General features: G+C 55.9%; 22 protein-coding genes. 6 read left to right on the forward strand and 16 right to left on the reverse strand.

Annotated features, from left to right (window positions below):
* Positions 1-206 precede the first annotated feature (206 nt).
* A complete protein-coding gene (locus tag ACS0RQ_RS26160; protein WP_271850808.1) occupies positions 207-1,019 on the forward strand; it encodes a dienelactone hydrolase family protein in 813 nt (270 codons plus the stop codon).
* A 73-nt stretch (positions 1,020-1,092) separates the two neighbouring features.
* On the opposite strand, the gene ACS0RQ_RS26165 is transcribed toward ACS0RQ_RS26160, so the two are convergent.
* Genes ACS0RQ_RS26165 through ACS0RQ_RS26190 form a run of 6 tightly spaced genes read right to left on the reverse strand, consistent with a single transcriptional unit; the run spans position 1,093 to position 6,404 of the window.
* Positions 1,093-1,644: a histidine phosphatase family protein gene (locus ACS0RQ_RS26165; RefSeq protein ID WP_039077054.1), complete on the reverse strand. Its 552-nt coding sequence runs from the start codon at positions 1,642-1,644 to the stop codon at positions 1,093-1,095.
* Positions 1,635-2,399, reverse strand: a complete 765-nt coding sequence (locus ACS0RQ_RS26170) for a hypothetical protein (protein ID WP_334633850.1) — start codon at positions 2,397-2,399, stop codon at positions 1,635-1,637. Before ACS0RQ_RS26170 ends, ACS0RQ_RS26165 begins: the two co-directional genes overlap by 10 nt.
* The gene (locus ACS0RQ_RS26175; RefSeq protein WP_334633852.1) at positions 2,381-2,698 is read right to left on the reverse strand and encodes an MBL fold metallo-hydrolase; all 318 of its coding nucleotides are present in this window, start codon (positions 2,696-2,698) and stop codon (positions 2,381-2,383) included. Before ACS0RQ_RS26175 ends, ACS0RQ_RS26170 begins: the two co-directional genes overlap by 19 nt.
* Positions 2,695-3,723 (reverse strand): ABC transporter ATP-binding protein, encoded by a 1,029-nt coding sequence (locus ACS0RQ_RS26180; protein WP_271850806.1) that lies wholly within the window; start codon positions 3,721-3,723, stop codon positions 2,695-2,697. The genes ACS0RQ_RS26175 and ACS0RQ_RS26180 overlap by 4 nt, the downstream gene beginning before the upstream one ends.
* Positions 3,711-5,423: an ABC transporter permease gene (locus tag ACS0RQ_RS26185; RefSeq protein ID WP_271899764.1), complete on the reverse strand. Its 1,713-nt coding sequence runs from the start codon at positions 5,421-5,423 to the stop codon at positions 3,711-3,713. Before ACS0RQ_RS26185 ends, ACS0RQ_RS26180 begins: the two co-directional genes overlap by 13 nt.
* 3 nt (positions 5,424-5,426) lie before the next feature.
* On the reverse strand, positions 5,427-6,404 hold the full coding sequence (locus tag ACS0RQ_RS26190; protein WP_079498577.1) for an ABC transporter substrate-binding protein: 978 nt from the start codon (positions 6,402-6,404) through the stop codon (positions 5,427-5,429).
* Positions 6,405-6,539: 135 nt separating this feature from the next.
* Here ACS0RQ_RS26190 and ACS0RQ_RS26195 point away from each other — a divergent pair, with 135 nt between their 5' ends.
* Positions 6,540-7,304 (forward strand): DeoR/GlpR family DNA-binding transcription regulator, encoded by a 765-nt coding sequence (locus tag ACS0RQ_RS26195; protein ID WP_271850804.1) that lies wholly within the window; start codon positions 6,540-6,542, stop codon positions 7,302-7,304.
* Between the two features lie 31 nt (positions 7,305-7,335).
* Here ACS0RQ_RS26195 and metE read toward each other — a convergent pair whose 3' ends face one another.
* Complete coding sequence (gene metE, locus ACS0RQ_RS26200) at positions 7,336-9,597, reverse strand: 5-methyltetrahydropteroyltriglutamate--homocysteine S-methyltransferase (RefSeq protein WP_271850803.1); 2,262 nt, start codon at positions 9,595-9,597, stop codon at positions 7,336-7,338.
* A gap of 231 nt (positions 9,598-9,828) precedes the next feature.
* On the opposite strand from metE, the gene metR reads away from it, so the two are divergent.
* On the forward strand, positions 9,829-10,782 hold the full coding sequence (metR, locus tag ACS0RQ_RS26205; RefSeq protein ID WP_039077046.1) for an HTH-type transcriptional regulator MetR: 954 nt from the start codon (positions 9,829-9,831) through the stop codon (positions 10,780-10,782).
* Here metR and ACS0RQ_RS26210 read toward each other — a convergent pair.
* From ACS0RQ_RS26210 to pldB, 3 genes are all read right to left on the reverse strand, one after another.
* Positions 10,670-11,569, reverse strand: coding sequence for a carboxylate/amino acid/amine transporter (locus ACS0RQ_RS26210; RefSeq protein ID WP_271850802.1), 900 nt, complete (start codon positions 11,567-11,569; stop codon positions 10,670-10,672). The two genes, metR and ACS0RQ_RS26210, sit on opposite strands and share 113 nt — an antisense overlap.
* A gap of 79 nt (positions 11,570-11,648) precedes the next feature.
* Positions 11,649-12,449, reverse strand: coding sequence for a sugar/pyridoxal phosphate phosphatase YigL (yigL, locus tag ACS0RQ_RS26215; protein ID WP_271850801.1), 801 nt, complete (start codon positions 12,447-12,449; stop codon positions 11,649-11,651).
* Between the two features lie 25 nt (positions 12,450-12,474).
* Positions 12,475-13,470: a lysophospholipase L2 gene (gene pldB, locus ACS0RQ_RS26220; protein WP_193794838.1), complete on the reverse strand. Its 996-nt coding sequence runs from the start codon at positions 13,468-13,470 to the stop codon at positions 12,475-12,477.
* Positions 13,471-13,575: 105 nt separating this feature from the next.
* On the opposite strand from pldB, the gene rhtB reads away from it, so the two are divergent.
* Positions 13,576-14,196, forward strand: coding sequence for a homoserine/homoserine lactone efflux protein (gene rhtB / locus ACS0RQ_RS26225; protein ID WP_039077042.1), 621 nt, complete (start codon positions 13,576-13,578; stop codon positions 14,194-14,196).
* An 86-nt stretch (positions 14,197-14,282) separates the two neighbouring features.
* On the opposite strand, the gene rhtC is transcribed toward rhtB, so the two are convergent.
* The 3 genes from rhtC to pldA all read right to left on the reverse strand — a co-directional run bounded on the left by rhtC (position 14,283) and on the right by pldA (position 17,738).
* Positions 14,283-14,906, reverse strand: a complete 624-nt coding sequence (gene rhtC / locus ACS0RQ_RS26230) for a threonine export protein RhtC (protein WP_039077041.1) — start codon at positions 14,904-14,906, stop codon at positions 14,283-14,285.
* Positions 14,907-14,967: 61 nt separating this feature from the next.
* Entirely contained in the window at positions 14,968-16,797 is a 1,830-nt protein-coding gene (gene recQ / locus ACS0RQ_RS26235) for an ATP-dependent DNA helicase RecQ (protein ID WP_271850800.1), read from the reverse strand.
* Positions 16,798-16,862: 65 nt separating this feature from the next.
* Positions 16,863-17,738: a phospholipase A gene (gene pldA, locus ACS0RQ_RS26240; RefSeq protein WP_039077039.1), complete on the reverse strand. Its 876-nt coding sequence runs from the start codon at positions 17,736-17,738 to the stop codon at positions 16,863-16,865.
* Between the two features lie 159 nt (positions 17,739-17,897).
* On the opposite strand from pldA, the gene yigI reads away from it, so the two are divergent.
* Positions 17,898-18,365 (forward strand): acyl-CoA thioesterase YigI, encoded by a 468-nt coding sequence (gene yigI / locus ACS0RQ_RS26245; RefSeq protein WP_039077038.1) that lies wholly within the window; start codon positions 17,898-17,900, stop codon positions 18,363-18,365.
* Between the two features lie 51 nt (positions 18,366-18,416).
* Complete coding sequence (gene rarD, locus ACS0RQ_RS26250) at positions 18,417-19,304, forward strand: EamA family transporter RarD (RefSeq protein ID WP_039077037.1); 888 nt, start codon at positions 18,417-18,419, stop codon at positions 19,302-19,304.
* A 131-nt stretch (positions 19,305-19,435) separates the two neighbouring features.
* Here rarD and corA read toward each other — a convergent pair whose 3' ends face one another.
* The 3 genes from corA to uvrD all read right to left on the reverse strand — a co-directional run bounded on the left by corA (position 19,436) and on the right by uvrD (position 22,907).
* Positions 19,436-20,386 (reverse strand): magnesium/cobalt transporter CorA, encoded by a 951-nt coding sequence (gene corA, locus ACS0RQ_RS26255; RefSeq protein WP_039077036.1) that lies wholly within the window; start codon positions 20,384-20,386, stop codon positions 19,436-19,438.
* A gap of 153 nt (positions 20,387-20,539) precedes the next feature.
* Complete coding sequence (ysgD, locus tag ACS0RQ_RS26260; RefSeq protein WP_212743980.1) at positions 20,540-20,596, reverse strand: YsgD/CorL family protein; 57 nt, start codon at positions 20,594-20,596, stop codon at positions 20,540-20,542.
* Between the two features lie 148 nt (positions 20,597-20,744).
* The gene (gene uvrD, locus ACS0RQ_RS26265) at positions 20,745-22,907 is read right to left on the reverse strand and encodes a DNA helicase II (RefSeq protein ID WP_039077035.1); all 2,163 of its coding nucleotides are present in this window, start codon (positions 22,905-22,907) and stop codon (positions 20,745-20,747) included.
* Between the last annotated feature and the right edge of the window lie 116 nt (positions 22,908-23,023).

Below are 23,023 nucleotides of genomic sequence, written 5' to 3' on the forward strand. Positions count from 1 at the left end.
TACAGAAGGTATGCACCAAATTTCGTGACTGAGATCTCCATGATGTAATTTGTTTGCATAACATTTCCATAAAATAGTGATATCAATCACATTAACACATTCAACCGTCTCGCCCTGCTCCAAAGATAGCCTTTTTCGCGCAGGATGATTTGCGCTCTGTCGGACTATAGTTAGTGGAGCGCTAAATAAAGGGTATGGAGAACGCCATGACAACCAAAACATTACCGGGCTTCGCACCGGCGGCATCACCTCACGCTTCAACCACACTGCACACCCCGGAAGACGCCATCATCGCTGGCGAAACCACCATCCCAAGCCAGGGCGATAGCATGCCTGCGTACCATGCGCGGCCTAAAAATGCTTCCGATCCCCTGCCCGTGGTGCTGGTGATTCAAGAAATCTTTGGCGTACATGAGCATATTCGCGACCTGTGCCGCCGCCTTGCGCTCGAAGGGTATCTGGCCGTCGCCCCTGAACTCTATTTTCGTCAGGGTGACCCGAATGATTTCGCGGATATTCAGACCCTTTTTGATGGGCTGGTCATGAAGGTGCCCGATGCGCAGGTGCTGGCCGACCTCGATCATGTTGCCAACTGGGCGGCACGTAATGGCGGTGATGCTCATCGACTACTGGCGACCGGTTTTTGCTGGGGGGGAAGGATAACCTGGCTGTACGCGGCCCATAACCCGCAATTGAAAGCAGCGGTCGCCTGGTATGGGAAACTGGTGGGGCAAAAATCACTGAATTCACCGAAGCATCCGGTGGATATCGCCACCGACCTCAATGCGCCGGTCCTCGGTCTGTATGGCGCGCAGGATACGGGGATCCCGTTGGAGACGGTCGAGACCATGCGTCAGGCGTTACGCGCCGCCAACGCACACGCCGAGATCGTGGTTTATCCTGACGCCGGGCACGCATTTAACGCCGATTATCGTCCCAGCTATCATGAAGAATCAGCCAAAGATGGCTGGCGCCGGATGCTGGACTGGTTCGCCCAGTACGGTGGCGTATCACGCTAATACTGCCTATGCAGAGCGACGCAGGACGGTATGATCTGTGTCGCTCGTGACACGTGCCTGGCTCTCGTGCCGCTTAATCACGTTCCGCCAGTGGGACTATCTGCCACTCTTGTGGCGTTTCGCCAGGCGAGATCCACATCGGCACCGCGTTCCCCACGCGATCGCCATAAGGCGTGCCGAAGGCGTGATAGCGGATCACACGGTAAACGCCAGAATGCGCCACAATTAACGGCGTATCGTATTGTTCCAGCAGGCTGTTAAGCGCATCCGTGACCCGGGTGCAAAACGTCTCCCAACTTTCACCGCCAGGCGGCGTACTTTCATACGGCGTTAACTCTGCCAGCGGACGGTTTTCCAGCTCGCCCCAGTCGCGCTCACATAAATCCGGCATAACCACATGGGCCGCACCAGGCAGCGCCAGTTCGAGAGTGCGTTGGGCCCGCTTGAGCGAACTTACTGCCACACCATTCCAGTCATAACGGCCCAGAATGGGTGCAGCGGAACGTGCCTGCTGCTCCCCTTCGTCGGTCAGCGGCACATCCGTACTCCCGCCAATCACTTTATCGCGGTTAAGCGGCGTCTCGCCGTGACGAACAAAAACAAAGGGTTTGCATATCAGTGGCATAGATCCACCCCCAACATATTATGTGTAACGATGTGGCACCCTGGTGCGAACTGCCAGTCCTGGATGTCCTCTACATGAGTAAACATCGGCACCAGCTTGCTGCACTTTAGCATCGACACCAACAACATTAAGGTATTGAGAGTTGGATGCACATTCCAGCGGCAAAAATCCACTTCCCCGGCCAGCCACTGTTGATGGTTAAGGCGATTCATATGACCCGTAAACAGGGTTCGATGGTGGAAATCTTTGCGTCGACGCAGTTCGCCCGCCACCCCACTTTGCCCATCAGGATCTGCGGCCAGAATCAGCGATGACTGGGCGGAAAACGCAGGAAGGGTGCGCAAAAGCTGCTGTAAATCTGCCGCCACATCCTCGCGCAAACTGCCGTCATTATGCGCGGCCATTTGCCTGAGCACCTCCTGACAGGGCGCATCAAGCGTGATATCGGTACGCCCCTCACGCGCCAGTAGTAGCGCCAGTTCCACCGCCCTGCCCGACGGCGGCACCGGACACAGCACCGGATGCGTCAGACGAGCACGCAATTTATCCCACTGCTGGCGTTGTGAAACGTTATAGAGCCCGTACGACGCATCCACCAGCGCAATCTGCGCAGGCGGCGGTGCATCAAAGCGAAACAGCGCCGATTCCATGCTGATATCGCCGCTATAAAACAGGCCGCCGGCCACATTAAGATGAAACCACACCCCGCCCCAGGCGTGTCCGCAACTGCCCGTCGTCACCGTAATGTCGCCCAACTGAAATGTCCGCGTACCGCAATGGGGTGAACGTTGTGCCCTGCGGGTAATGATTGTGCGGTGGTCTGCGTACAATAGACCGGGATGTGCGGCGCAAGACGATACAAACCGCCAATATGATCGACATGATCATGGCTAAGCAGGATCGCATCGATCTTTTCCGGCACTGGCCAGAGTTCCGTATGCGGATCCAGCGCACCGCCTGCATCCAGCAAAATACGTTGCCGGGGCGTGGAAACCAGAATCGCTGCGGGGGCTTTATGTCCCGCCCCACTGATAATCTCAATTTGTACCGTCACGCCGCCTCCAGGCACCATCCTTGTAACAGGCGTACACCGGCGCTCTGCTGTTCACGCAATGGCAAATGGTGGAAGGCGCTTAACCGCTGCCCATCCGGCAGACGCAGTTCCAGCAAGTAGCGTTCTCCCTGGAAAATGCAGCTTTCCACCTTTGCCTGCAACCCACTATCACTCACCATGACATGCTCCGGGCGAACCAACACCTGCTGGCGCGGTTGTGTATTGTCGGGGGCAAGACCGTCATGCAGTTGCACGCTATCCAGTTGTGCTTGCGGATACTGGGTTGCCAGCGACAGAATGCTGCCTTTACCGATAAACCCCGCCACCCAGGCATTTTGTGGATGCTGATAGAGCGTCTGCGGCGCCCCCCACTGCATTAACTCTCCCTGATGCATCACCGCAATGTGGCTGGCCAGCGCCATCGCCTCGGCCTGATCGTGGGTAACATAGACAAAAGTCGCGCCGGTACGGCGGTGAAACTCGCGAAACGTCTGCTCCATGGTGGCGCGCAGATGACGGTCGAGGTTCGCCAACGGTTCATCGAGCAACACCACTTCCGGCTCCGACACCAGGCAACGGGCCAGCGCTACGCGTTGGCGTTGACCGCCGCTAAGCTCCTGCGGCGAGCGCCCGGCATAAGCGCCCAGCTCCACCACATCCAGCGCTTCCATCACCCGCTTCTGGCGCGCAGCGCCATTCACTTTGCGCAATTTCAGCGGATAACCCACGTTTTCCGCCACTGTCATATGCGGCCAGAGGGCATAAGACTGAAATACCATCCCCATATCGCGGGTTTCCGGCGGCATATGCACCCGCGAGTCCGCCAGCAGGCGATCCCCCAGCAACAAGCGCCCGGAAGAGAGGTGCTCAAGTCCGGCAAGAATACGCAGCGTGGTGGTTTTGCCACAGCCGCTCGGCCCCAGCAGTGCGGTGAAGGCCCCTTCGGGAATGGTCAGACTCAGATCCCGCACCACGGCCTGCTCTCCAAACACCTTGTTCAGCCGTTCCAGTATTAGCTCTGCCACGGGATAACTCCTTTGGGTAAATACTTGCCGAGACTGCTCAGCAATAACATGACGCAGGCCACCAGCCCCACGACTAACACGGAGATCGCCGAGGCCAGCACCTTGTTGCCGCTTTCGTCGAGATTAAAAATCACCACCCCGAGCGTCTCTTTACCGGCACTCCACAACAGCGCGGAAACGGTCAGCTCGTTGACGGCGGTCAGAAAGACCAGCAGCGCCCCGGCAAATGCGGCAGGGGCCAGCAGCGGCAACACAATATGGCGCAGACGCTGCGAGAAATTCGCCCCGGCCAGACTGGCCGCCTCTTCCATCGCCGGGTCAAGCTGCAACATGCTGTTATGCACCGGCTTTAGGCAGACCGTCAGAAAACGGGCAAGATAGGCGAGGAAAATGATGGTCAGCGTCCCACTCAGGCTGATACCCACCAGCGGCAGCGGACGGGCAAACAGCAAAATAAAGGCAATCGCCAGCACCACGCCCGGCAGGGTGTAGGGAATATCGATAACGCTATATAACCACCGCAGCGGACGGCTGGGATAGCGCACCAGTAGCCACGCCAGTGGTAGACACAGCAACATCAGAACCAGCGAGGCGCTCACGGAGAGCGAGATGCTGTTAGTGAGTGCTCGCCAGGTAGCGCTCTGGTTATCAAAAATCGTTCGCCAGGCGGCAAAGGTCAGGGTATCGGCATTCAGCGGCACGCCCAGCGTGGGTACCAGCGACGTTGCAATCAGCGCCAGCAGAGGTGCCAGAAGGATGGCGCACAACACCATTCCCAGCAGTACTTCGGTCGCCAGTCGCCATTTACCTAACTGAAAACTGAGCGCCCGCCCGGCCATCCCGATAAGCGGCAGCGCGTGACGACGCTGCATATATCCCTGCAAGGTCACGATACCAATGGCGAGCACGCCCATCAGCACAGACAGCGCCGCGACGTCGTTTAACATCGACGGGCCAAAGCTTGAGAGCGTCTGGTAAATCTGAATCGGCAGCACAAAATAGGAAATGGGTATCCCGAGCATGGCGGGAATGCCGAAGTTACCCAGCGCGGAGACAAATGCAATCGCCGCACCGGCCCACAGCGCGGTGCGGCACAGCGGCAATACGATATCGATAAACACCCGCCACAACGAGGCGCCATTCAGCCGCGCGGCTTCAATTTGCTCTTTTGGCAGACACTGTAGCTGCGTGCGCAGTGCCAGAAAGACCAGTGGCGCATGCTGGATCCCCAGCAATAGCGCGATGCCTTCCGGCGAGTAAAGGGGATTGGTACTGCCAAACCCCGGCGCGAGCCCAATACTGTTGAGCAAAATGCTGCTGGGGCCAAACAATTGTAACCAACTCAGGGCGGTGACCTGCGGGGGGATCATCATTGGCAGCATGAACAGGAAGACCCAAATCTGCTTGCCACGAATATTGGTCAGGGCCAGGCAAAAGGCGAAAAAACTGCCCAACAGCAGCGACAGCACCGTGCCTAACCCGCTGGTATAGAGGCTATTGTAGAGCGCAACCCAGGTGGCTTCATTGCTCAACACGCGCCACAGGCTACTGTTGCTACCTTGCTGCCAGTCAAAGAGGGCGGAAATAAGCAGTCGCAGGCTGGGCAGTAGACTCAGCAAGGCGATCAGCGCGAGTAAAAGCCACAGCAGCCCTTTCGGCGGGCTGCTGGCGGTAGATTGATGCAGTGTCATGTCCGTCATGACTTAGCGGTTTCCGAACAGATCGGCAAAACGCTTTTTGTTTGCTTCGGTATCAGCCAGCGCTTTTGCCGGGTCGTATGGCATCAGTTTAATGGTGTCACGCGCCGGGAAGCCCTGAGGTACTGGTAAGCTGGCGTCCGCCGTCAGGTAGCCCTGTTTGAGAACCAGCTTCTGCCCGTCTGCGGAGAGGACAAAATCGATGAAGGCTTTTGCGTCCTCAGGGTTTTTCGCCCCTTTCATCATGGCGACCGGTTCGGTCACGATGCTGACGCCCTCTTTCGGGAAAACGAACTCAATCGGCGCGCCTTTGGCTTTTTCACGGATCGCCATGTAATCCACCAGTACGCCGTAGGCTTTGCTGCCAGAGGTGATGGCGCTCATCACGCCGCCATTACCACTCTGCGGCATCGCGCCGTTCTCTTTCAGTTTCTCGTAATACTGCCAGCCGAGCTGCGGGTCATTCATTAACGTCGCCATATGAATCTGCGCGGCGCCGGAATAGAGCGGGCTTGGCAAGGTGGTCATATTTTTCAGTTCAGGCTTGAGCAGATCCTGCCAGGATTCCGGCTTTACCGGGGCTTTGCTGTGGTACGCAATACCGGTAGTGATAAGTTTCGTGCCGTAGTAGTAGCCGTCTTTATCATAGAGTTGAGCATCGTAGCGGCTGGCCTGCGGTGATTTGTAGGCCGCCAGCAGATTTTGCTGTTTCAGGGATTCCATCGACACGCTGTCGGCGATGAGTAAGACATCCGGGCTGGCGCCACCGGCTGAAATTTCAGCCTGCAGGCGGGCAATCAGCTTTGCGGTTCCATCGCGAATCCATTTTACTTCGACATCCGGGTGCGCCTGCTCAAACGCACTCACCGTCATTTGCGCATCTTCGGTTGGCTGGCTGGTGTAGAGCGTCAGAGTGGATTTCGCGAAAGCGGTGCCACTCATGAAAGCCAGCAATGCCGCTGCCAGCGCAATTTTCTTACTCATGGTTTCGTCCCCCTGGTTTTCGTTGTGACGATTAAAACAGGGGAATCTGACAGAAATATGACCCGTTTTTTTCGTAGTAATAATTTCATATTCGCGGGCTAGCATGAGCGCAAATCCCCTCAGCCGGACGCAAATATGACTCCAGAAGCACGTCGCAGCGCGATTGTCGCCATCGTGACAGAGCACGGTGAGAGTAGCATTGAACAACTGGCGCACTATTTCGGCGTCTCGCTGCAAACAGTACGCAGCGATTTGCGCGAACTCACCGCGCAAGGGCTGTTATTGCGCCGTCATGGCATGGTCGCCCCTTTCGCGCGCGAAAATATTGGTTATCAACAGCGCGAGATCGTCAACGTCATCGGTAAGCGCTGGATTGGCGAACGGGTCGCGCAGTTGCTCAGCGAGGCGCAAAGCTGCTTTCTCGGCACCGGCACCACCGTGGAAATGGTAGCGCGCGCCCTGCCGGACGATATCCGTCTGGCGGTGTGTACCAATAATCTGCACGCCGCCACGCCGCTAAGTCTGCTTCCTGGCTGCGAACTGACCGTCGCGGGTGGTCGCGTGCGTAAGCGCGATCTGGATGTGATTGGCAGTGACGCCCTGACCTTCTTTCGCCGTTATCGTGTCGATATCGGGGTGGTGTCCGTTGGCGGAATTGGCGAAGAGGGCGAGCTGTACGATTTCAACGATGAAGAGGTAGTGGCACGTCAGGCGCTGGTCGCCAGTGCGGAAGTCAATGTTCTGGTGGTCGATAGCACCAAGTTTGGCCGCCGGGCGATGTGCCGCAACGGTGATATCGGCGATTTCCATTATGTGGTGAGCGACAGAGCCCCCACCGGCCCCCAGCGCGATCTGCTGGCACAGCGCCGCACGCAGTGGCTGTGTCGGGAAGAGGGATAGCGCACCGCCCTGACGGACGGTGCGCTGATCATTACGCCTGACGCAGGTTCTGCGCGGCTTTCACCATATTTGCCAGAGCGCTTCGGGTTTCCGGCCAGCCGCGGGTTTTCAGGCCGCAGTCCGGGTTCACCCACAGGCGCTCTGCCGGGATACGCCGGGCGGCTTTCGCCAGCAGCGCTTCAATCCACTCCACGCTCGGTACGTTCGGCGAGTGAATGTCATACACGCCCGGTCCGATTTCGTTCGGGTATTCAAACTCTTCGAACGACTCCAGCAATTCCATATCCGAGCGCGAGGTCTCAATGGTGATCACGTCTGCGTCCAGGGCGGCAATGGAGTCCATGATGTCGTTAAACTCGCAATAACACATGTGGGTGTGAATCTGGGTTTCATCCCTCGCCACGGCCGCACTGATGCGAAAAGCTTCCACGCCCCACTCCAGATACGCATCCCAGTCGCGGCGACGCAGCGGCAGACCTTCACGCAGGGCCGGCTCGTCAATCTGGATGATGCCGATACCGGCGGCTTCCAGATCTGCGACTTCGTCACGCAGCGCCAGCGCAATTTGTTTGGCGATAGTTTCACGGCTCACATCTTCACGCGGGAAGGACCAGCACAGGATAGTCACCGGCCCCGTCAGCATCCCTTTTACCGGCTTACTGGTCAGGGACTGGGCATACTTCGCCCACTCCACGGTAATCGCTTCCGGGCGGCTGACATCGCCAATGACCACCGGCGGCTTCACGCAGCGGGAGCCGTAACTCTGCACCCAGCCGTTCTGGGTAAAGACAAAGCCGTCGAGATGCTCGCCAAAGTATTCCACCATGTCATTACGCTCGGCTTCACCGTGGACCAGCACGTCCAGCCCTAAACGCTCCTGCTCCACAATCGCCTGCCTGATGTGTTCAGCGATACCGGTACGGTAGTTGTTGGCATCCAGATTGCCTTTTTTGAAGTCCAGTCGTAGACCACGGATCTCGGTGGTCTGCGGGAATGAACCGATGGTCGTCGTCGGCCATGCGGGCAGGTTAAAGCGGGCACGCTGTGCTTTGGCGCGGACTTCATAAGTGCTGGTGCGCTGGCTGTCTTCTGCGGTGATGGCCGCCAGACGCTGCGAAACGGCGGTATTGTGCACACGGGTGGAGTGGCGGCGCGCCTGAATCGGGGCGCTCCAGGCCTCAATTGCAGCGGTATCACCGCTGTTCAGCGCATCGCGCAGCAGCGCCAGTTCTTCACATTTTTGCAGGGCGAAGGCAAACCAGCTCTTCACTTCCGCATCCAGACGCGTCTCCACGTTCAAATCGATCGGGCTGTGCAGCAGGGAACATGAAGAGGCCACCCACAGCGGGCGCTTCCCTGCCACTCCTTTAATCTGTGCATATTTTGCGCTCAGATCGGCACGCCAGACGTTACGTCCATTCACCAGCCCTGCCGAGAGCAGCCAGTCAGCAGGCAGGCGCTTGTGCAATTCAGCAACGTCATCTTTACCGTGGACCAGGTCAACGTGCAGCCCCTGTACCGGCAGCGCGGTGATGGTGTCGAGGTTCGGTGCTACGCCTTCAAAATAGGTAGTCAGCAGCAGTTTCACCTGGCCTGCGAGTGCCTCGTAAGCCGGTTTGAAGGCATCCAGCCAAACCTGGGGCAGATCCAGTACCAGCGCAGGTTCGTCGATTTGTACCCACTCGACGCCGCGTTTCGCCAGTTCAGCCAGTACCTGTTTGTAGACCGGCAGAATGTCATTAAGCAGGCTCAGGCGGTCAAACTGCTCACCTTTCACTTTGCCCAGCCACAGGTACGTCACCGGCCCCAGCAGGACAGGTTTCACCTTGTGGCCCAGCGCCAGTGCTTCGTCCACTTCATCCAGCAACTGCGTCCAGGTCAGTTTGAACGGCTGGCCTTTGGTGAACTCCGGCACCATATAGTGATAGTTGGTGTTAAACCATTTGGTCATTTCTGCCGCGGCTGCGGGTTCGCCGGTCGGTGCGCGGCCACGGCCAATACGGAACAGGGTGTCGATATCAACGGAGCCGTCGCTGTTCTGATGACGAGCCGGGACGTTGCCGAGCATCAGGCTGGTGGTCAGAACATGGTCGTACCAGGCGAAATCCCCCACCGGCAGCAGGTCGATGCCCGCCGCTTTTTGCTGCTCCCAGTGACGCGCACGCAGTTCGCGCCCTGTCGCCAGCAATGCGTCACGGGATGAGTTACCCGCCCAGTAACTTTCTTGCGCTTTTTTCAGCTCGCGACGCAGGCCAACGCGAGGAAAACCGAGGGTGTGGTTAATAATTGTCATTTTTTGAGCCTCATAATTTCAATCCGAAAGATTTCGGATTTCGGGAAGGCGGCAAGCTTGCTCATCCCCAGGAGCTTACTGATGTAAGTGACTGGGGTGAGAAAGTGCGGCCAACGCACCATAAATTCGAAAGATAAAGGTTTTAGCCATCCAGATGTTTACACATCCATATTTGGCGGTTACTGTATATTCCTCAAGCGCAAATTTGTCATGCCGAAGTGAAGGACTTTCATGATCGAAATTAAACATCTGAAAACGCTACAAGCGTTACGGAACTGCGGGTCGCTGGCTGCGGCAGCGGCGGCATTGCATCAGACGCAATCCGCACTTTCCCACCAGTTCAGCGATCTGGAACAGCGCCTTGGCTTTCGACTCTTTGTGCGCAAAAGCCAGCCTTTACGCTTTACGCCGCAGGGGGAAATCCTGCTGCAACTGGCCAATCAGGTGCTGCCGCAAATCAGTAGCGCACTGCAGGCCTGCAATGAACCACAGCAGACCCACCTGCGTATCGCGATTGAATGCCATAGCTGTATTCAGTGGCTGACGCCGGCGCTGGAAAGTTTTCGCACCCAATGGCCGCATGTCGAGATGGATTTCAAATCGGGCGTTACCTTCGACCCACAGCCCGCGCTCCAGCAGGGCGAGCTGGATCTGGTGATGACCTCGGACATTCTGCCGCGCAGTGGCTTGCACTATTCGCCGATGTTCGATTTTGAAGTCCGGCTGGTGCTTTCACCGGAGAGCCCGCTGGCCTCACGCACACGGATCACCCCGGAAGATATCGCCACCGAGACACTGCTTATTTATCCGGTGCAGCGTAGCCGCCTGGATATCTGGCGCCATTTCCTGCAACCGGCAGGCATCAGCCCGCAGCTTAAAAGCGTGGACAATACGTTGCTGTTGATTCAGATGGTCGCGGCGCGGATGGGCATTGCCGCCCTGCCCCACTGGGTGGTGGAAAGTTTTGAACGCCAGGGTCTGGTGGTGACCAAAACCCTGGGTGAGGGATTATGGAGCCGGTTGTACGCTGCCGTGCGCGATGGCGAGCAGCGCCAGCCGGTCACCGAGGCATTTATTCGCTCAGCGCGGAACCACGCCTGTGACCATCTGCCCTTTGTGCGGAGCGCGGAGCGACCCAGCGCCGATGCACCCATAGTGAGGCCAGTATCACCGTCCCACCAATGATAAAACTCGGCCAGTGCGGCTGCTCCTGCCAGATGGCAAGGTTCACCAGCAGCCCGGCCGGGACATGCACATTGTTCATGATGCCAAGCGTACCGGCGTCCACCTGCGTCGCCCCGTAGTTCCACATAAAGTAACCCAGCCCGGACGCCACGACGCCCAGCCACACCAGGATGCCCCATTGCAGGTTGGTGGTCGGCAGTTTTTGCGGGTTACCCAACAGGAACCAGGCGATAACAGCAACGATAGCGGCGCCAAGATAGAACCAGGCAAACGCGTTGTGCTGTGGCATCGGGCGCGTTTCCATCAGGCGTTTATAACCCACCATACCAATAGCAAAACTGATATTGGCAAGTTGCACAAACATCAGGCCCGTCCAGAAGTGATCGCTGACTTTGTCGTAACGGATAATCGCTGCGCCAACCACCGCCAGTAGCGCACTCAGGGCGTAGCCCCACCGTAAACGACGCTTGCTGAGAAGATCATAAATCAGCGTGATATAAAGCGGCGTCAGAACAGTGAATAACAGGAACTCCGATACACTCAAATAGACATACGCACGGAAGCTGAACAGGTACATGATGCCAAGCTGCATCGCACCCACCAGCATGTAGAGCAGGATCGTTTTAAGCGTTTGTCCACGGGTGCGCAGGAACGGTAAGAAGACCAGAGCCGCCAGCCCCACGCGCATCAGCACTGAAAAATAGCTGTCGACGTGCCCGGCCAGGTACTCGCCAATCAGACTAAAGGAAAAGGCCCACAGGATCGTAGTGATGATGAGTAACGCCACAATGAATGTCTCTCAGAATAAGGAACACTCATTGTAGCGGAGTATCAGGTTGACAACTGGTCAATAATTAACCAGTTCATCAGCTCAAATACAATTTACGCAGGTAATTCGGCACGGCGTTGTCGGCGTTGGTGCCAATGACTTCCAGCTCCGGATGCAAATCCTTCAGACGCTGGTGCGCATTGCCCATAATGCACCCTTTACCGGCCATGGAGAGCATTTCCGCATCGTTCATGCCATCGCCAAACGCGATGCACTCTTTGAGACTGTAACCAAGCGCCTTCGAAACGGCTTCCAGCGCGTGTCCTTTCGACACACCGCCGGCCATGACCTCCAGACAGGTCAGCGTCGAGAAACTGACGTTCACGCGATCGCCCCAACGGGCATTAATCGCCTGCTCAAGCGGCAGCAACTGCTCATGATTTTCGCAGGTGAAGAAGACTTTGCTGATGCCTTCAGGCTCCAGCAAGCCTGGCTCATACAGGGAATACTGGAAAATCGCCTCTTTGAAGAAACGCATTTCATCCGGGCGGTGGCGGTTCATAAACCATTCATCATCGCGATACACATTGGTGATGATGTCCGGGTTGTTATGCACCACGCCAAACAGATCGCTGGCAATATCCCGATCCAGGTTATGAGTGAACACCAGATTGCCATCGGTATCGTGAACCCGCGCACCGTTCGAGGTGATCATGTACGCCTTGATCCCCAGGTTATCGCGGATTTGCCCGACATCCACGTGGTGGCGGCCCGTCGCAAAAACGAAGTTCACTCCGCGTTCGGTGAGCAGCTTCAATGTTTCTTTCGCGTAAGGGGAGAGTGTATGGTCGGGGGAGAGCAATGTGCCGTCTAAATCAGACGCAACAACCTGATACATAGGAAACGTTAACCTCAATAATTCATTAGTTATACCGATCGAAAAAATCGACGATGGCGTTGAGCGCGACTGAGCGCATGGCGTCCTCTTCAAAGAGGATCTCATGGTACGCGCCCTTGATGACAAGCGGCTTCCCCCCTTCACAGGGGTGGCCCGCCGCGGCGCGCATTTCACAAAAGCGATCGTGCATGCGGTTATCTACAACACGCTCTTCTTCTGCCTGAATAATTAACATGGGCGATGTGTCTGATGCGGCCCCGGCCAGCACCTGCTCACCGGCCAGGATACCTTCCCGCACCCAGTGCCAGGTTGGGCCTCCCACGCGCAGTTCAGGATCGTCGGCGTAGAAACGCAGATTGCGCCGGTAACGTTCGCGGCTGTGGGTCAGCGTGTTAATGGCAAACGGCAGCGCATGCCAGCGACCGGTGCCAATGGCGTAATTCTCACGAATACGCGGGTAGCCTTCCGCCCAGTCCAGCAGCGGGCGCACCATCCAGTCCGGCAGGTGGATAATAATGCCGAACATCGGCGCGCACAGTGCAATAGCATCACAGTTAGCTTGTGGGTAACGTTGCACGAAGAGCGTGGCAATCGCGCCCCCCATTGAGTGCGCCAGAATGTAACGCCTGCGCCACGGACCTGGAGCCACTTCCTGCTCCCAGAACGCCGTAAGATCATCGACATAATCACTGAAATTGACCACATGGCCGCGATGAGAATCTTCCAGCAAACGACCGGAACGCCCCTGACCGCGGTGGTCAATAATGAGCACATCAAAGCCGAGATGGAAGAGGTCATATGCCAGTTCAGCATACTTCACATAGCTTTCGATTCGACCAGGGCAAACCACGATAACCCTGTCATGCCTGGCGGCATGGAAACGGACAAAACGCACCGGGACATTGTCCACACCGGTAAATTCCGCCTCTTCTCGTTGACGCCAGAAGTCGGTTAACGGGCCTGTGGCAAAGGCGGCAAACGCGCTTTCTCTGGTTTCCCACTCCTTGTTTTGCCGGTACATTGGCTACGCCCTCACTTGCGCGACAAAAACGTTTTTGTGACCTGTAGCTAATTCCGCTAACAATAGCGTATTGTGGCATAAAAACAGACAATCAGGGAGTTTCTCATGACCTTCGAGTGGTGGTTCGCTTATCTGCTGACATCGATCATTCTCAGCCTGTCGCCCGGCTCCGGCGCGATTAATACCATGACCACCTCGATAAGCCACGGTTATCGCGGCGCTGCGGCGTCCATTGCCGGGCTACAAACCGGCTTAGGCATCCATATTGTGCTGGTTGGCGTGGGTCTGGGCACCCTCTTCTCGCGCTCGGTACTGGCGTTTGAAGTGCTGAAATGGGCCGGGGCCGCCTATCTGATTTGGCTTGGTATTCAGCAGTGGCGCGCCGCGGGCGCGATCGACCTTAATACTCTGGCGCATACACAATCGCGTACGCGGCTGTTTAAACGCGCGGTTTTCGTCAACCTGACGAACCCCAAAAGCATCGTCTTTCTCGCCGCACTGTTCCCGCAATTTATTGCACCCAATGAACCGCAGGTGATGCAGTACGTGGTGCTCGGCGTGACCACTATCGTCGTGGATATTATCGTGATGATTGGCTATGCGACGCTGGCGCAACGTATTGCCGCCTGGATTAAGGGCCCGCGTCAGTTGAAGGCGCTAAACAGGGTGTTTGGTTCGTTGTTTATGCTGGTGGGAGCGCTGCTGGCATCGGCAAGGCATGCCTGAGTTCGGTGTCGTCCCGGAGGCGGCGTGAACGCCTTATCCGGGCTAACACATAGCCCCGGACAGCGGCAGCGCCTCCGGGACAAACATTAACGCGAAATGATCAAATGGATACCGAAACCGGCGAACAGCGCACCGGCAAAACCGTCAATCCACTTCGCCAGACGCTGATAACCACGGCGCATCGCCGGTAAGGCGAACAGGCTTGCCACGACGGTGAACCAGGCGAAAGTTTCCAGCGTGATCAGCATAAAGATCCCCCAGCGCGCCCCGGCTCCCACGCTGTCGCCGACAAACAGTGAGAACACCGAACCGAAGTAGATGATCGCTTTCGGATTGGCGAGGTTCGTCAACAGCCCCTTCATAAAGCTTCGACCACTGCTGGTTGCCAGTTCAATCTGCGGCGCACCGGCTTTGTTCTCTTCTTTTTTCAGCGCACCACGCAGCATCTGGTAACCCATCCAGCACAGGTACAGGCCGCCGCCGACCATAATGATACTGTGCAACCAGGCCATTTTTTCAAGGATCAGGTTAAGACCGAGCAGTGCAACGCCTGCCCACACCATCACGCCTGTGGTAATGCCGAGCACCCCCATCATCGCCTCTTTGCGGGAGCGGCTGACGGCGGTTTGCGACACAAAGAAGAAGTCCGGGCCGGGGCTCATTAACGCCACAATGTGCACCAGGGCAACGGTGAGAAACAGCATTAACATGGTTAACTCGCGGAAAGATAATAAAGTGGGTTACTATCCTGACACTTTTTCTCTGTGCTGGCTACTCGTCATCATCGCCATCCACATGGGCACGAATCAGCGCCATAAACTCCTGACCAAAGCGCTCAAGTTTACGTACGCCTACGCCGTTAACCCCGAGCATTTCACCTGGCGTAATGGGCATCTGTTCGGCCATTTCAATCAGCGTTGCGTCGTTGAAGACCACATACGGCGGCACGTTGTTTTCATCGGCAATCGCTTTACGTAATTTGCGCAGCTTAGCGAACAGCTTGCGGTCATAGTTGCCGACCGCCGCCTTTTGCATCACCCGGGATTTCAGCGCGACCACACGCGGCACAGCGAGTTGCAACGGAACCTCACCACGCAGCACCGGACGCGCGGCATCGGTCATCTGTAACGATGAATGCTGGGCAATGTTCTGCGTGACCAGCCCCAAATGAATAAGCTGGCGAATCACGCTTACCCAATGCTCATGGCTTTTTTCCCGGCCCATGCCGTAGACCTTAAGCTTATCGTGGCCGAGTTCACGGATACGTTGGTTATTCGCCCCACGGATCACCTCAACCACATAGCCCATCCCGAAACGCTGATTGACGCGACCAATGGTCGAGAGCGCAATTTGCGCATCGTTCAGGCCATCGTACTGTTTCGGCGGATCAAGGCAGATATCGCAGTTACCGCAGGCTTCCTGACGCCCTTCGCCAAAGTAATTGAGCAAGACCAGACGGCGGCAGGTTTGCGCTTCCGCAAAGGCCCCCATCGCATTGAGCTTATGACGCTCAATATCCTGCAATTGCCCGGCCGGTTTTTCTTCAAGGCAACGGCGCAGCCAGGCCATGTCTTCCGGCGCGTAGAACAGCATCGCCTCGGCGGGCAGGCCATCACGCCCGGCACGGCCGGTTTCCTGATAGTAAGACTCGATATTACGCGGAATGTCGAAGTGAACCACAAATCGCACGTTGGGTTTGTTAATCCCCATACCGAATGCGACGGTCGCGACCACGATTTGCAGATCATCGCGCTGGAATTTCTCCTGCACGCTGGCGCGCACCGCGTTTTCCAGCCCGGCATGATACGCCGCGGCGCTAAAACCCCGGCTTTGCAGGCGAGCGGCGGTGTCTTCCACCTTCGCCCGGCTATTGCAGTAAATAATTCCGGACTTACCGCGCTGGTCGTGTACATAGCGTAAAAGCTGATCGAGAGGTTTGAATTTCTCCATCAGCATGTAGCGGATATTGGGTCGGTCAAAACTGCTGATCTGAATCAGCGGGTCGTTCAGCCCCAGAAGACGTTCAATATCGCGACGAGTGGTATCATCCGCCGTGGCGGTCAATGCCATAAAAGGCACAGACGGCAGATACTGACGAAGCTGGCCAAGTGCGGCATATTCCGGGCGGAAATCATGACCCCACTGGGAGATACAGTGCGCTTCATCCACCGCCAGGAGTACCGGGTTCCAGTGCGTCAGTTGCTCAAGAAAGTTATCAAGCATCAGCCGCTCAGGAGCGATATACAGCAGACGGATTTGTCCGGTGCGGCAGCCAGCCATCACCTCAAGCTGTTGTTCACGACTTTGTGTTGAGTTCAGACAGGCCGCAGCAACGCCGTTCGCCAGTAACTGATCAACCTGATCTTTCATCAGAGAGATCAGCGGCGATACCACCACCGTCAGGCCAGGCAGAATCAGCGCCGGAATTTGATAGCAGAGAGATTTGCCGCCACCGGTCGGCATGACAACCAGACAGTCGCGGCCGCCGAGCACGGTATCGATGATATGTTGCTGACCCGGACGGAACTGCTGGTAGCCGAAGGTTTCCCGTAAAACTTCCAGGGCTGTCGATTCCAGATTCAATACTTCCGCCTGCGCCACATTTACTCCACTCGACAAAAGAAAACAGGCGCTATTTTCAGCGCCTGCTCATGAAACTGCAATGCTTAAAACAGATCGTTGAGCATTACGCCGACACCAACACGCGTCTGATTGAAATTGTAGTCAATTAACGACTCGCCATAACCGCTGTATACCTGGGTGTAGAAACGGACATGTTTGGTGATCGGATAGCTGACGCCGACTTCTGCGCCACCGTAGCCCGTGTTCCAGTTGTACTGCCCTTTGACGCTGAAAATGGCCTCGCCATACTGGTAGCCGACCCGCAGTTGATAGTGGCCAAGATATTTGGTGATATCCGGGTTATCGTCGGTGTTACCCACCACATACCAGGGTTTTACTTCCACCAGCCAGTTGCCATTTTGCGCCATCAAACGCGTATAAAGGCGGTTCCAGCTACGCGATGTGGGATCAGAACGGCCATTGGAGTCATGGTTGAAGCCAAACTCCATATCGCGCAATGTCCAGCCCGCAAAGCTGTAATCAGTAGCAAAACCGAGGAACAACTGCGGTTCATAGTTGGTTTCACGGAACGGCGAAGAAGCAGGCTCCTTCGTGTTAGAAAGCTGCCACCACGATTTTTGCGTATAGGAAGCGCCCAACACGGAATTCGGACCGACTATACCGCGCCACAGCGGGAACGCCAGGCTGAGCTGGAATTTTACTTCATCCTTACGCGCTTCATCAGACCAACTATATGAACGAATGGCTTCTTTATTCATGTCGCTGGTGTAGGTATAAAGCAGGTAGTTCGACTCATACGGATAGAGCGTGAACGGATTATCATGCTCCTGCAGCATATTCGCGATAATACTACCGCGCACAGCAGGCGCATCATGAACTTCTTTTACTGTCGCTTCCTGCGCAAAAGCCGCGAAAGGCAGCGCACACAATGCCACAAACCAACCCAGAAACGTCCGCATCGGTTTTCTTCCCCTGAACAATGTTGATGAACTGAATATTTTTACAACATCTATTCTACATATTTATTGAGACGCTGCGCAGGTATCCTCTCTTAAACTGGAATTCAACAATTTAGAGGCATAAAATCAACATTTCATTAACCTAACGGAAGAGCCACTATGTCTGCCGTCCTCACAGCAGAAGCCGCATTAAAACTCGTGGGTGAGATATTCGTCTACCACATGCCCTTCAATCGTGCGCTGGGTCTGGAGCTTACTCGCTACGAGAAGGATTTTGCCCAACTCAGCTTCAACAATCAGCCCATGATGGTGGGAAACTGGGCGCAGAGCATTTTACACGGCGGGGTTATTGCCTCCGCACTGGATGTCGCCGCAGGCCTGGTGTGCGTTGGCAGCACGCTGACACGCCATGACACCCTCACCGAAGATGAATTACGTGCTCGTCTGTCGCGAATGGGCACCATTGATTTGCGCGTCGATTATTTACGTCCGGGCCGGGGTAATCGCTTCACCGCCACCAGTACGTTACTGCGTGCCGGGAACAAGGTTGCGGTCGCGCGTGTCGAGTTACATAACGAAGAGCAGCTCTATATCGCCAGCGCCACAGCAACCTATATGGTGGGTTAAGCCGCGAAAATCGGGTAAAATGTCGTTACTTTTCAGCAAAGAGTTTTCCTGATGGATGCAAAACAGACGCGGTTGGGAGTGATATTTGCTCTGGCCGCTTATTTTATTTGGGGCGTCGCACCGGCCTATTTCAAAGTTATCTGGTTCGTTCCTGCCGATGAAATCCTGACTCACCGAATTATCTGGTCCTTCTTCTTCATGATCGCCCTGATAAGCGTCAGCCGTCAGTGGTCGCAGGTGAAACAGCTTTTACGTACGCCAAAGAAAATCTTGCTGTTAGCGGTATCTGCCGTTCTCGTTGGAGGTAACTGGCTGCTCTTTATCTGGTCAGTAAATAACCACCATCTGCTGGAAGCAAGCCTGGGGTATTTTATTAACCCACTGGTTAATATCCTGCTGGGGATGGTTTTCCTTGGTGAACGTTTCCGCCGCATGCAGTGGCTGGCGGTAATACTGGCCGCCAGTGGCGTACTGGTACAGTTGTGGGCCTTCGGCTCCTTGCCGATTATCTCGCTGGGCCTGGCCTTTAGTTTCGCCTTCTACGGCCTGCTGCGTAAAAAAATCGCCGTCGACGCGCAAACCGGCATGCTGGTGGAAACACTGTGGCTGCTGCCCGTGGCGGCTATCTGGCTGTTTGGGATTGCCGATAGCGCGACCAGCCATATGACACAAAATAGCTGGTCGCTTAATCTGCTGTTGATGGCCGCCGGGGTGGTCACTACCGTTCCCCTGCTGTGCTTTACCGGCGCGGCGACGCGTCTGCGCCTGTCGACACTGGGTTTCTTCCAGTATATTGGCCCAACGTTGATGTTCCTGCTGGCGGTGACGTTTTATGACGAGCATCCGGGGGCGGACAAAATGGTGACATTCGGGTTTATTTGGGTTGCGCTCGCCATATTCGTGATGGATGCACTGTACACCCAACGCAGGGGTCGGTAATTGCCGGCGTCAGGATTCCGTACCGCTGATATCGCCGCGTCTTTAATCAGCCAGAGCAGGTGAAGGAAGCCACGCGCGATAAGATCCGTAAAGGAAGGTTCAGCAGAATTGCTGAACCTTTTATTTTAGATTTACAGCCAGTTACGACGTTTGAAGTAGAGATACGGCGCCAACCCGGCGAGGATCATAAAGACAATCGCGCCAGGGTAGCCAAAGCTCCAGTGCAGCTCAGGCATAAACTCGAAGTTCATCCCGTAACTGGATGCCACCAGCGTCGGCGGCAGGAAGACAACGGAAACGACCGAGAAGATCTTGATGATCCGGTTCTGCTCAATATTGATAAAGCCCATAGCCGCCTGCATCAGGAAGTTCACTTTCTGGAACAGGGATTCGTTGTGCGGCAGCAGGGATTCGATATCTCGCAGGATTTCGCGGGCCTGCTCCAACTGACCGCCCGGCAAACGCGCTTTACGCACCAGGAAGTTCAGCGCGCGCTGGGTATCCATCAGACACAGACGTACCTTCCAGCCGATATCTTCCAGTTCCGCCAGCGTGGAGAGCGCTTCGTCATATTCATCACCCTGATGACCTTCCATGATCACACGGCTGAGTTTTTCCAGATCGCTATAGATGTTTTCGATTTCGTCTGCGAGCTGTTCGATTTTGGTCTCGAAGAGATCGAGCAGTAACTCATAGGCGTTGCCATCGACCATAGCCTGGCTACGGGCACGCATACGGTAGAGACGAAATGCGGGTAATTCGCGCTCACGCAGGGTGAAAAGGCGGCCTTCGCGGATAGTAAATGCCACGGTGGAGTTGCCAGCATGGTCTTCCGCATCTTCAAAGAAGAAGAAGGAGTGGATGTGCAAGCCGTCTTCATCTTCAAAAAAACGCGCAGATGCTTCGATGTCTTCCAGTTCCGGGCGTGTCGCCAGGTTCTGACCCAATTCAGACTGCACGCGGGTTCGCTCGTCATCGTCCGGCTCGACCAGGTCAACCCAGACGGAACTGGCGAGGTGCTTTATTTCGTCAGCTTCGAGACGGGTTAAACGATTATTTTCCAGTTGAAATGCGCTCAGCATAGCCGGGACTCCCAATGCAAAAATGACTGGACAGTTCGGTTGGGCACACAAGAAACATTTGGCGTTTCAGACCATTAAACAGCCTGACTCAGCGCGACGGGAATACAGCAGGTCGCTGACAACCACTAAGGCCATCAGCATAAGGAGATAGCCTTAGGAGTTGTTCCTGGATGACAGGGAATTGAGCCAGTATCTACTGGGTGTGTCCAAGGCGAATGTCCTCTTAGCGTGATCGTGCGCGCATGTTACGCCAGCAAAAATGAGGCGTCAACACGCAACGAAACGCTAAAGGGTAATATTTCCCCCTTAGCGTATAAGGCTAGCAGAATATTACAAAATAATGATATTTTTCTGAAAGTTACACTGTTTCAAGACGTGCATAAGCAGCCACCAGCCATTTAATGCCCTGCCCCTGGAATGCCACCTGCAAACGGCTGTGCTCGCCGCTGCCTTCCAGATTAACAATTGTCCCTTCACCGAACTTCGGATGACGCACACGCTGTCCCAGTTTATAGCCCGTGTCGTTCTCTGAAATCGGCGCGCCAAGGCGTTGATGGCTGACCGGACGGCTGACGGTAGCGCGCAAGCGCACCTCTTCGACACAGTTTTCTGGCAACTCGCCGATAAAGCGCGATGGACGGTGATAGGCCTCTTTGCCATACAGACGGCGGGTTTCGGCATAAGTCAGCGTCAGCTTCTGCATCGCACGGGTCACGCCGACATAGGCCAGGCGACGTTCCTCTTCCAGACGGCCGCCTTCATCCAGCGACATCTGGCTCGGGAACATCCCCTCTTCCATCCCGACAATAAACACCTGCGGGAACTCAAGCCCCTTGGCGGAGTGCAGTGTCATCAGTTGTACTGCGTCCTGCCAGGTATCCGCCTGCCCTTCACCCGCTTCCAGCGCGGCATGGGAGAGGAATGCCTGCAAAGGCATCAGATCTTCATCTTCTTCGTTGTAGCTGAACTGGCGCGTTGCCGTGACCAGTTCCTCTAAGTTCTCGATACGCGTCTGGCCTTTCTCGCCTTTCTCCTGCTCGTACATCATCCACAGGCCGGAATCTTTCACCACGCGGTCCGTTTGTACGTGCAATGGCATGTCCGCCGTCTCCTGAGCCAGCGCGTCAATCAGCTCCATAAAGCGCTGTAATGCACTCGCCGCGCGACCGGCCAGTACTTTTTCCTGCAACAGTTCGCGTGTCGCCTGCCATAGCGTCAGTTGACGATCGCGCGAAGTCTGGCGTACCACGTCCAGCGTTCTGTCACCGATCCCACGCGTCGGCGTATTCACCACACGTTCAAAGGCGGCATCATCATTTCGGTTTGCAATCAGGCGCAAATAAGAGAGTGCGTCTTTGATTTCCTGACGTTCAAAGAAGCGCATCCCACCGTAAATACGATACGGCATGCTTGCCTGTAATAACGCCTCTTCCAGCACACGGGACTGGGCGTTACTGCGATAGAGAATGGCGCAATGTTCCAGCGCACCGCCGCTCTCCTGCCAGGTTTTAATACGGTTAACAACAAAACGAGCCTCATCCAGCTCGTTGAAAGCGCAATAGAGTGAAATCGGCTCGCCATCGGCACCGTCGGTCCACAGGTTTTTCCCCAGACGCCCGTTGTTGTTTTCGATAAGGGCGTTCGCCGCGCTGAGAATATTGCTGGTTGAGCGGTAGTTCTGCTCCAGGCGGATCGTCTGCGCGCCGGGGAAGTCGTTGAGGAAGCGCTGGATATTTTCCACCTGCGCCCCACGCCAGCCGTAAATCGACTGATCATCGTCGCCGACAATCATTACTTTGCCGGTGTCGCCTGCCAGCAGGCGGATCCAGGCATACTGAATGTTGTTGGTATCCTGGAACTCATCCACCAGGATGTTGGTAAAACGTTCGCGGTAGTGCTGCAGGATATGCGGCTTATTGAGCCACAGCTCATGGGCACGGAGCAGCAGCTCGGCGAAATCCACCAACCCGGCGCGATCGCAGGCTTCCTGATAGGCCTGATAAACCTTCTGCCAGGTCTGCTCGACCGGGTTACCGTAGCTTTGAATATGATGCGGGCGAATGCCTTCATCTTTTTGGCCGTTGATGTACCACATGGCCTGGCGCGGCGGCCACTGCTTCTCATCAAGGTTCATCGCCTTGATCAGACGCTTAAGCAAACGCAACTGGTCTTCGCTGTCGAGGATCTGGAAATCCTGCGGCAGGTTGGCGTCCATATGGTGCGCACGCAGCAGGCGATGCGCCAGCCCGTGAAAAGTACCCACCCACATGCCGCCCTGGCTGGTCCCCATAAGCTGGCCGATACGGTGGCGCATTTCCGCCGCCGCTTTGTTGGTAAAGGTCACCGCCATAATGGAGTACGGCGAGCAGTTTTCCACGGTCATCAGCCAGGCGATGCGATGCACCAGCACGCGCGTCTTGCCACTGCCTGCCCCGGCCAGCACCAGCATATTGCTACGCGACGCGGCGACCGCATCACGCTGTTTGTCATTAAGGCTGTCGAGCAGGTAAGAAACGTCCATTGGCACCGCCGGGTTAGTATGAAGCCGCTGCGCTATATCATTTGGTTTACAGGAAGGCGACAAGCTCATGAATCCCCAGGAGCATAGATTAACTATGTGACTGGGGATGAGTGAGT

The sequence above is a fragment of the Phytobacter diazotrophicus genome (assembly GCF_052061655.1).
Classification (GTDB): domain Bacteria; phylum Pseudomonadota; class Gammaproteobacteria; order Enterobacterales; family Enterobacteriaceae; genus Phytobacter; species Phytobacter diazotrophicus.